Annotated in this window: 7 protein-coding genes; 5 read left to right on the top strand and 2 right to left on the bottom strand. The window is 60.4% G+C overall.

Going from position 1 to position 8,861, the window contains the following annotated elements; translation table 11 throughout:
- The first annotated feature begins 622 nt into the window (after window positions 1-622).
- From AC07YV_RS12725 to AC07YV_RS12705, 5 genes are all read left to right on the top strand, one after another.
- Window positions 623-2,359, top strand: a complete 1,737-nt coding sequence (locus AC07YV_RS12725; RefSeq protein ID WP_102702171.1) for a type I secretion system permease/ATPase — start codon at window positions 623-625, stop codon at window positions 2,357-2,359.
- 6 nt (window positions 2,360-2,365) lie between these two features.
- Window positions 2,366-3,706: an HlyD family type I secretion periplasmic adaptor subunit gene (locus AC07YV_RS12720; protein WP_102702172.1), complete on the top strand. Its 1,341-nt coding sequence runs from the start codon at window positions 2,366-2,368 to the stop codon at window positions 3,704-3,706.
- 1 nt (window position 3,707) lies between these two features.
- Window positions 3,708-5,036, top strand: coding sequence for a TolC family outer membrane protein (locus AC07YV_RS12715; RefSeq protein ID WP_102702173.1), 1,329 nt, complete (start codon window positions 3,708-3,710; stop codon window positions 5,034-5,036).
- 232 nt (window positions 5,037-5,268) lie between these two features.
- Window positions 5,269-6,399, top strand: a complete 1,131-nt coding sequence (locus AC07YV_RS12710) for a carbon-nitrogen hydrolase family protein (protein ID WP_102702174.1) — start codon at window positions 5,269-5,271, stop codon at window positions 6,397-6,399.
- A 3-nt stretch (window positions 6,400-6,402) separates the two neighbouring features.
- Window positions 6,403-7,443 carry an AraC family transcriptional regulator gene (locus AC07YV_RS12705; RefSeq protein WP_102702175.1) on the top strand — a complete coding sequence of 347 codons (1,041 nt, stop codon included), beginning with the start codon at window positions 6,403-6,405 and terminating at the stop codon, window positions 7,441-7,443.
- A 31-nt stretch (window positions 7,444-7,474) separates the two neighbouring features.
- Here the strand turns inward: AC07YV_RS12705 and AC07YV_RS12700 are convergent, their stop codons facing one another.
- Together AC07YV_RS12700 and AC07YV_RS12695 are read right to left on the bottom strand one after the other, a co-directional pair.
- The gene (locus AC07YV_RS12700; RefSeq protein WP_173900858.1) at window positions 7,475-7,621 is read right to left on the bottom strand and encodes a hypothetical protein; all 147 of its coding nucleotides are present in this window, start codon (window positions 7,619-7,621) and stop codon (window positions 7,475-7,477) included.
- A gap of 195 nt (window positions 7,622-7,816) precedes the next feature.
- The gene (locus tag AC07YV_RS12695; RefSeq protein ID WP_102702176.1) at window positions 7,817-8,698 is read right to left on the bottom strand and encodes a DUF2242 domain-containing protein; all 882 of its coding nucleotides are present in this window, start codon (window positions 8,696-8,698) and stop codon (window positions 7,817-7,819) included.
- Window positions 8,699-8,861 lie beyond the last annotated feature (163 nt).

The raw sequence follows: 8,861 nt of genomic DNA, 5'->3' as shown, positions 1-8,861 counted from the left end.
ATCCGCGCCAAGTCACGTGCTGGCTTGTGCAGTTTGTTGGTCTTGTTTTCTAGCGAGAGAGCTGGCGTTACCCGGGACCCGGGATACGCGCCTGGAATTCGCGTAGTGAATGGCTCGCCGAACGGTCAGGCAGAGCGAGTACGCGCCCTGGGCGGGCCATGGAAACAGGAGGTAAAGGCAAACTTGCTGGAAAGCCCCTTCACTCTGCAAAAGAACGCAATGATCGACATGCTCTGCTCCTTCCGGGAAATCACCGCACCTTGCGTTGCCAAAACAATGACAAGCTTCAGGCGGGTGGGCCCCCCGATAACTAAGACTAAAGTTCCATAGCAAATCTTTGTCAATATTACGTCGTTAAAACAGACGACTGGTGCTTGGTGATCACAACTAGCTGTTTTTAAAAGACATATAGAAAGTTGAGTGCAGGTATAGAGCGAAATGTTATTTCGGACTGTTTCACCGCGACCTACGCTCCTGCATAAGGGAGCAACGCAGAGATTTCGGAAGACTCGCCATCCACAGAGCGACCAGCCTGCGCGTGCATAAGTCGTTTAAGGGACTACATTTACTGTTAGCTGTTGCGCTCCAAGGGCAACCGCCTTTTCGAAGTGGGAGGATCACCATGCCCAAGCAGTCGAGCATCCGTTCCGAACTGTCCGACGCCCTTTTTCGCATGCGCCGCAGCTTTTACATGCTGGCGGCGTTCAGTGGCGTCATAAACGTCATGATGTTGACGCCAGCTATTTATATGTTGCAGGTCTATGATCGAGCCCTGGTCAGTCGCAACGTCACGACGCTGACGATGCTGACTGTGCTGGTGGTGGGTCTTTTCCTGTTGATGTCCACGCTGGAAATGGTCCGCACCAAGGTGCTGATCCGGGTCGGCAACTGTCTCGACATGGACCTCAACCGACGCATTTTCAACGCTGCATTCGAACGCAACCTGAGCCGCGCCGGAGGTAATCCGGCCCAGGCCCTGCAGGATCTCTCCCAGGTTCGTCAGTTCGTCACCGGCAACTCCCTGTTCGCCTTCTTCGATGCACCCTGGACGCCGATCTACCTGTTGGTCGCCTATCTGATCCACCCGCTGCTCGGACTGATCACGCTGATCGGATCCCTGATTCTGATGGGCCTGGCTTATCTCACTGAAAAGGCGACGCAGAAGCCGCTGGCCGAAGCCAATCAGGCCGCCATGTCCTCCGCCCAATACGCCAACAACAACTTGCGCAATGCCGAGGTCATCGAGGCCATGGGCATGCTGCCGTCGATCAGCAAGCGCTGGTTCCAAAGCCATTTGCGCATTCTGGAAATGCAGACCCTGGCCTCCGACCGCGCCGCCATGATCAGCAGCACCGGGCGCTTCGTGCGTATCACGCTGCAGTCACTGATCCTCGGCGCCGGCGCGCTGCTGGCGATCGAAGGCAAGATCACACCCGGGATGATGATTGCCTGCTCGATCCTCACCGGCCGTGCACTGGGTCCGGTGGAACAGGTCATCGCCTCGTGGAAGCAATTGCTCGGCTGCCGTTCGGCCTGGAGCCGGCTCAACGAGATGCTGGAAGACTTTCCGCGCCGGCCACCGAGCATGTCGCTGCAGCGGCCGCAGGGCATGCTGGCTGTGGAGAACGTGTATGCCGGTGCCCCTGGTACCAACAACACGATTCTGCGCGGGGTGGGCTTCAGCCTGGTCCCCGGTGAAAGCCTTGGCATCATCGGCCCGTCCGCCTCGGGCAAATCCACCCTCGCCCGCCTGCTGGTCGGGGTCTGGCCGGCGCAGGCCGGCAAGGTGCGCCTGGACGGCGCAGACATATTCACCTGGAACAAGGGCGAACTTGGCCCCTGGCTCGGCTACTTGCCCCAGGACGTGGAGCTGTTCGAGGGCAACATCGCCGACAACATTGCACGCTTTGGCGAAGTGGACAGTGAAGCGGTCATCCGCGCCGCCAAGATCACCGGCGTGCACGAGATGATCCTGCGTTTTCCGCAGGGTTATGACACCCGCCTGGGCACCGATGGCAGCCCGCTTTCCGGTGGCCAGAAACAGCGCATTGCCTTGGCCCGCGCACTGTATGGCGAGCCCAATCTGATCGTGCTGGATGAGCCCAACGCCAACCTCGATGACATCGGCGAAAAGGCCCTGGTCGATGCGCTGGCCGAACTCAAGGGCCGTGGTGCCACCGTCGTCCTGATTTCCCACCGTCCCAACGTACTCTGCGCCGTCGACAAGGTGCTGATGCTGCGTGACGGCGGCGTGCAGATGCTTGGCACGCGCGATGAAGTATTCGCAGCGCTGCGCAAGGCCAGTGTGATGCCTGCAGGCGCGTCGACTCCGCTGGCCTCCGTCAAAGCACGGGAGTGACCGATCATGCAATTGAGCCAACACACCGAGATGATTCCTGCCGATCCCCGCAGCGTGGTAGATCTGGACGTCGGTAAACCCGCACGATGGGGCGTGTGGCTGGTGCTCGCCGGCTTCGGCGGCTTCCTCCTGTGGTCCTGGCTGGCACCGCTGGATGCCGGCGTGGTCGCGACAGGCACAGTCAAAGTCACCAACAATCGCAAAGCCGTACAGCACCTCACCGGCGGTACCGTGGAGGCCATTCTCGTTCGCGAAGGCGATCTCGTGAAAAAAGGCCAGGAAGTGGTCCGCCTCGACTCGTTGCGGGCCGCTGCCGAAGAGGGTGCGATCAGCGCCCAGTACATCGTCAGCAAGACCGTGGAAAACCGCCTGGAAGCGGAACGGGACGGTCGCGATGTGGTGACCTACGATCCCGAGCTGCTCAAGCGCTTCAAGGGTGATTACCGCCTGGAGGCCGCCATGGACCTGCAGCAGCGCCTGCTGGACACCCGCCGCGCCGGACTCGCTGGCGAAATCAGCATCCTGCAGGAGAACCTGGCAGCGTCGGCAGTGCAGCTCAAGGGCCTGCAACAGGTCTACAGCGCCCGCGCCTCGCAGATCGGTTTCCTCAATCAGGAACTGCAAGGCACCCGCGTGCTGTCGGCTGAAGGCTATGTGCCGCGCAATCGTCTGCTCGAGCTGGAACGCAGCAACGCCGACCTCTCTGCCGGCCAGGCCGAGAACCTCAACAACATCGCCCGCGTGCGTAGCCAGACCACCGAAATCAAGCTGCGCATCCTGCAGCGCCAGCACGATTACCTCAAGGAAGTCGAATCGCAGCTGACTGAAACCGCCAAGGAAAACACCACCCTGGCCGACCGCTTGCGCGCGCTCGACTATGAAGTGACCCACACGGTGATTCGCTCGCCAATCGATGGCATGGTCCAGGGCCTGAGCATTGCCACCGTCGGCGGGGTCATTCAGCCCGGTTTCAAGATCATGGAAATCGTTCCGCTCAACGAACCGCTGCAGGTCGACGCGATGATTCCCGTGCAGGCCATCGACAAGATGGTTCCCGGCCTGCCCGTGGACATTTCCTTCCCGGCCTTCAACCATGCCAAGACGCCCAACATCCCCGGCCGCGTGCTGACCATCTCCGCCGACCGCCTGATGGACGAGGAAAGCAAGCAACCCTTCTATCTGGCCCAGGTGGAAGTCACGCCCGACGGCATGAACCTGCTTGGCACCAATCACATTCGCCCCGGCATGCCCGCCAGCGTCACCATCAAGACCGGCGAACGCAACATGATGAGCTATCTTCTTAAACCAATGCTCGAACGCGTGGACAGCTCATTCAAGGAACAATGAAATGGAACGTCATTGCCTGCTTATCTGCTTGCTGGGGTTGGCCCTGCCGGCTGACGCCATGGACCTCAAGCAAGCCTGGGACCTGTTACAGTACCAGGGTCCTATCTACCAGGCCGCCGTGCATGAAAAACAAGCCGGCGGCGAAAACCGCGCCATCGGCAAGGCCGGCCTGCTGCCGCAGATCAACGCATCGGCCTACAACAACAAGGTCAACGGCTCTCAAAGCCAGAACAACATCGACAATGATCTGCACTACGACTCCAAGGGCGCCAACGTGCGCCTGCGCCAGCCGCTGTTCAACAAACAGAAGATGGCCGAGTACCGCCAGGGTCAGCAGCGTGCCGACTACAGCAACGCGGTATTCGATGCCAAAAGCCAGGACGCCGCGGTGCGCCTGGCCGAAAGCTATTTCGACGTGCTCCTGGCCAGCGAAACCATCACCCTGGCCAAGTCCAAGCTGAGCGCCTTCGATGAACAACTCGCCTCGGCGAAACGGCGCATGGAATTGGGGGCCGGCACCGTCACCGACATCGACGAGTCGGCCGCCCGCCGCGACCTCGCCGAAGCCGAACTGATCGAAGCGCAGGACAACCTGGTCAACGCGCGCGCCAAGCTTGAGGAATATATCGGTGAGACTCCCGAATCGCTGACCACCTTGCGTCCGAGCTTCGATACACCGCCGCTGCTGCCGAGCAACCTGCAGGACTGGCTGGTCAAGGCCCAGTCCGATAGTCCACTGATCCATGCGCGCCGTTACAGCCGCGACCTCGCCGAAGAAGAAGTCAAGCGCAACAGGGCAGGCCACTGGCCAACACTGGATTTCATCGCCGGCTACACCGCGGGTGAGAGCCAATCGCTTTCCGAGCTGAACCAACGCAACCACTACGGCTCGGTCGGGTTGGAAGTCAATATCCCGCTGTACAGCGGTGGCGGCGTCAGCGCACTGACGCGCCAGGCGAGCGCCAATAGCGACAAGGCCCTGGATGAGCTTGACGCCGCGCGTCAGGAAGTCATCACCGGAACCACCCGTGAGTATCAAGGCATACTCAGCGGTGCCAAACGCATTCGCGCCCTGGAGAAGGCCGTAGTGTCCAACGAACGCTCACTGTTATCGACACGCAAGGGCTTCAAGGAAGGCGGCACCAGTACCAACTCGGACGTCCTCAATGCCGAAGAACTGCTGTTTGTTGCACGTCACGATCTGTTCGAGGCCAAAGTGCGCTATTTGCTGTCGCGTCTGCGCCTGGCTTCTTCGGTGGGCAGCCTGGGCGATGACGATATCGACCAGATCAACAACTACCTCGGCCCGGAACTGCTGGTCACCAAATAACGTTCACCTCCCGGCCGGTCGAGCAACATGATGGCGACCGGTGCCCCCTCCCCGTCAATTCCCCTCGCGCTCAACCCGGTCATTCATTGCTGCAAATCGACGCAGAAAGGCCGCCGACCGCGAAAAAACCGTCAGCGTTGAAAGTTGCCCACTAAGCCCTTGATTCCCTTTATGCTCGATCCGGTTCCAAATCAAAAGCCACGCCCGGCTCCAGGCTGTAAACTGTGTCCCCATGCGCAAACTTTTGTACCTGACATTCTCCATGGCATTGCTCGCCGCCCTCACGACCTACGCGATGTGGGCTGCGGACCGGCCGGTGGGTCACTATCTTTCGGACCTGCGGATCAACCTGGCTGTCGACCAGGGTACGCCTGCGGATCGTGGCAATCTGCTGGGCATTCAGCCCGAACTGTTTCCTACCGATTATCAAAGCCCCGAGCGCTTGCACCGTAAACTCGCGGCCTATCTGCAAGCAGCCCGGGACCAGGGTTTGTTGAACGGCAAGACCGTCGTCGTGTTGCCGGAACACGTCGGTACCTGGCTGATGGTCAGCGGCGAAAAGGATGAGTTGTATCAGGCCGGCACCCTCAAGGAGGCCATGAACTGGCTGGCGGTGAGCAATCCCCTGAAGTTCGCCAGAGCGTTGATCAGCGCCGAGGGTGGCAACCGCCTGGACGATGCCCACCTGCGCATGAAAGCCAAGGCGATGGCCAGAGACTACCAGGCATTGTTCGGAGGATTGGCCAAGGAATTCCACGTGACGCTGGTCGCGGGCTCCATCGTGCTGCCCGAACCGAGCATCATCGACGGCACCCTGAAAATCGGTCGCGGCGCGCTGTACAACAGCAGTGTGGTGTTCGGCAACGATGGCCTGCCGATCGGCCAGCCCCAGCGCCAGATGCACCCGTTCTTCGCAGAACAGAACGGGATCAAGGCGAACGCCGAACACTCGCTCAACGTCGTTGATACCCCCGCAGGAAGGTTGGGCGTATTGATCGGCCACGACAGCTGGTATCCGGAAAACTACCTCAAGCTCAACGACCAGAGCGTACAACTGGTTGCGGTACCGGCCTTTGTTCCCGGCCGTGGCACCTGGGAGCAGCCGTGGCGTGGCTACAGGGGTTCATCGGAGCCGGCGTCGGTCAACCTCAAGCCCGGAGAAGTCAGCGAAGGCCAGGCCTGGCAGCGCCTGACCCTCACGACCCGGGTACCGGCCAGTCTGGCTGTCGCCGGCATGAGTGTGTTCCTGCGGGGTCAGTTCTGGGATCAGGGCAGCGCCGGGTACAGTTTCCTCAGCCGCAACGGCCAGCAGTTTTCCGACGGCAACGCCCAGGGTGCGCGTTTGCTGAACCTCTGGTTGTAAGCCATGAAACCGCAGCCGATGCGCCTCGGCGATCTGTCGGTGGGCTTTGTTCATAGCCTGGCCGATGCCGTGCGCAGTCATGGCGTCGATCCGCAGCCGCTGCTCGATCAATACGGCCTCGATGCAGCGCGACTGGGCGAGGCCGGTGCCCGCCTGTCAATACCGCGCTACATGCGCCTGGGCCACGGCGCCATTCAACTGACCGACAACCCGGCCCTTGGTTTGCGCATGGGCCAGCTCAGTCGCCTGAGCCAGGTCGGCCTCGCAGGGGTCACCGCTGCCCAGGCACCCACAGTACGTGAAGCCGCGCGCTGCCTGATCCGCTTCGAAGCCTTGTATGGGTCCAATTATCGCGGCCAATCAAGCTTCCACGAAGACGCCCGGGGCGCCTGGCTGCGCTTCTATTCGATCAGCCCCTACAACGCCTACAACCGCTTCGTGGTGGATTCGATCATTGCTGGCTGGTTGCAGCAATTATCCAGTGTCAGCCCCATCCCGCTGCGCGCCGAACGTATCGAGATCGAATTCGACGAACCCGGTTACCGCGCGGCCTATGACGTCCTGGGTGACTGTCCGATCCAGTTTGGCAGCGAACGCAATCAACTGCGCCTGAGCCTGGCAAGCCTCGCCCAGCGCAACCCCGAGCATTGCCCGAGCACCTGGCGGCATTTGCTGCAACTTTGTGAGCAGGAGCTGGAACAACTGACACGCACCCGCAGCCTGCGTGAACGCATCATCGCGCTGCTGGGTCCCTTGCTCAATGGTGGCCGGGAGCCCGACCTGGAAGAGGTGGCGGCACGCCTGAAGCTGCCCACCTGGACCCTGCGCCGCAAACTTGCCGAGGAAGGCACGCAATTTCGCGCAATCCTCAATGAAACCCGTCGCGACCTGGCCATGACCTACATACGCGACACCGAACTGGCGTTCGGGGAAATCGCCTATCTGCTGGGCTTTGCCTCAGCCGAAGCCTTTCAACGCGCATTCAAACGCTGGAACGGGCAGACACCTGGCGAGTTTCGCCGCAGTCATCGAAAAACAGCCTGAAGCCTTTAGCCGCAAGCGACAAGTTGGAGCTTTAAAGCTCGGTGGCGTCTTCTGCGGGTTCCAGCGGGTCCAGTTCGAATGCCTGGTACTCGAGCAGTTCTTCTTGATAATCGTCCATCTTTGAATCCCCCAACCCGTATTGAAAAACGTCTGAACAAATGACCAATGCCTTGAGCATAAGGTGTCCGCATGAAAGAAAAATGACGCGGACACGACACTCCGTCGCTACTGAATAAAACGTAGCAGCTGGTCAGGAATTTATCATGGGTTTTTTTCGCGGGAGGCCACAGGACAGCGGCCTTGTTTGACGCGGATCAATCCATGCGCTCGCTACGGGATCGTGACTCGTTGGCCGATCCCGTAACGCGAACAATCACTGGCCGGTGACAGGCATCGCCGGAATCGCCTCGCTCGGCGGCGGCATGTCGGTCGGGTTTGTCGGCGGCGTGATGGTTTCTACCGACGGTGCCGGATCCATGTTCTGAACCGGGGTAATGGGTGCCGCTTCAGGCGGCGGCATGACCGGCTCAGAGGCCGCTGGAGCGGGTTCCACTGGAGCGGGTTCCACTGGAGCGGGTTCCACTGGAGCCGGTGCCGGTGTCACCGGGGTTGGCTCTGCGGCCGGTGCAGTGGTCGCGGCGGGAGCCAGGGGAGCCGGCGCTGGCTTGGCTTCAGGCATGCCCAGGTCTGTTTTCGGCTTTTCGGGAATGTGCGCAGCCTTTTTCGCTTCCGGCGGCAGGAACAGCTCGACCAGTGCGAAGAAACGCTCGTAGAACTTTGCAGACGAGACGGTTTCGCTGGCGACCTTGACCATCGAGTCGTCAGAGGAGCCGATCGGCATCGACACCGAGCCCAGCACGCCCACACCAAGACTGGCGGAGTTGTTGGTCTTCTTCAGCGCATAACGATCCTGCAGGGCGTTGGCGAACACAGTCGCATGGTGCCCTTCGCTACCGTCATCGGCACACACCACACTGAAGCTGATCTCCATGTGGTTCTCGCCGGTCTGCTGGAAGCTCTTGTGACCGCTGACCAGCTTCGGATCGTTGCTGGTGATGATGTAACCCTGACTGAGCAAGGCGCGGCGGGCGGCTTCACAGCTCTGGATATCAGTGACCGGATAGTTACGGGAGAAGGTGCCGGAATCGTCGAAGTTCTCATGCTCGTAGATGGCAGCCTTGTTCGATGAACAACCGGCTGCAACGGCCAGCACGGCAGCCACGCCGACAATCCGCATGGGAAATGATTTAAACATTGAACATCCTGAGGAAAACGGTTCGGGGCGTATTGTGCAACAGATCGATGCGTAGCGGAGCATCGATCGTGTCTTAAAACGGTTACAGGCTGATTGACCCCGGTTTTGCACAAAAGTCACCGCGGCAAATGACGTACGGCCAAACAAAAAGACCCCGGCGTTT

The organism is Pseudomonas sp. GW456-E7 (assembly GCF_059424105.1).
Note: the sequence above shows the minus strand (reverse complement) of the source record. Positions and strands in the feature narration are given on the sequence as shown.

Coding starts and splice junctions, on each gene's coding strand:
- AC07YV_RS12725 (WP_102702171.1), top strand. CDS start 623: ATGCCCAAGCAGTCGAGCATCCGTTCCGAACTGTCCGACGCCCTTTTT.
- AC07YV_RS12720 (WP_102702172.1), top strand. CDS start 2,366: ATGCAATTGAGCCAACACACCGAGATGATTCCTGCCGATCCCCGCAGC.
- AC07YV_RS12715 (WP_102702173.1), top strand. CDS start 3,708: ATGGAACGTCATTGCCTGCTTATCTGCTTGCTGGGGTTGGCCCTGCCG.
- AC07YV_RS12710 (WP_102702174.1), top strand. CDS start 5,269: ATGCGCAAACTTTTGTACCTGACATTCTCCATGGCATTGCTCGCCGCC.
- AC07YV_RS12705 (WP_102702175.1), top strand. CDS start 6,403: ATGAAACCGCAGCCGATGCGCCTCGGCGATCTGTCGGTGGGCTTTGTT.
- AC07YV_RS12700 (WP_173900858.1), bottom strand. CDS start 7,621: ATGCTCAAGGCATTGGTCATTTGTTCAGACGTTTTTCAATACGGGTTG.
- AC07YV_RS12695 (WP_102702176.1), bottom strand. CDS start 8,698: ATGTTTAAATCATTTCCCATGCGGATTGTCGGCGTGGCTGCCGTGCTG.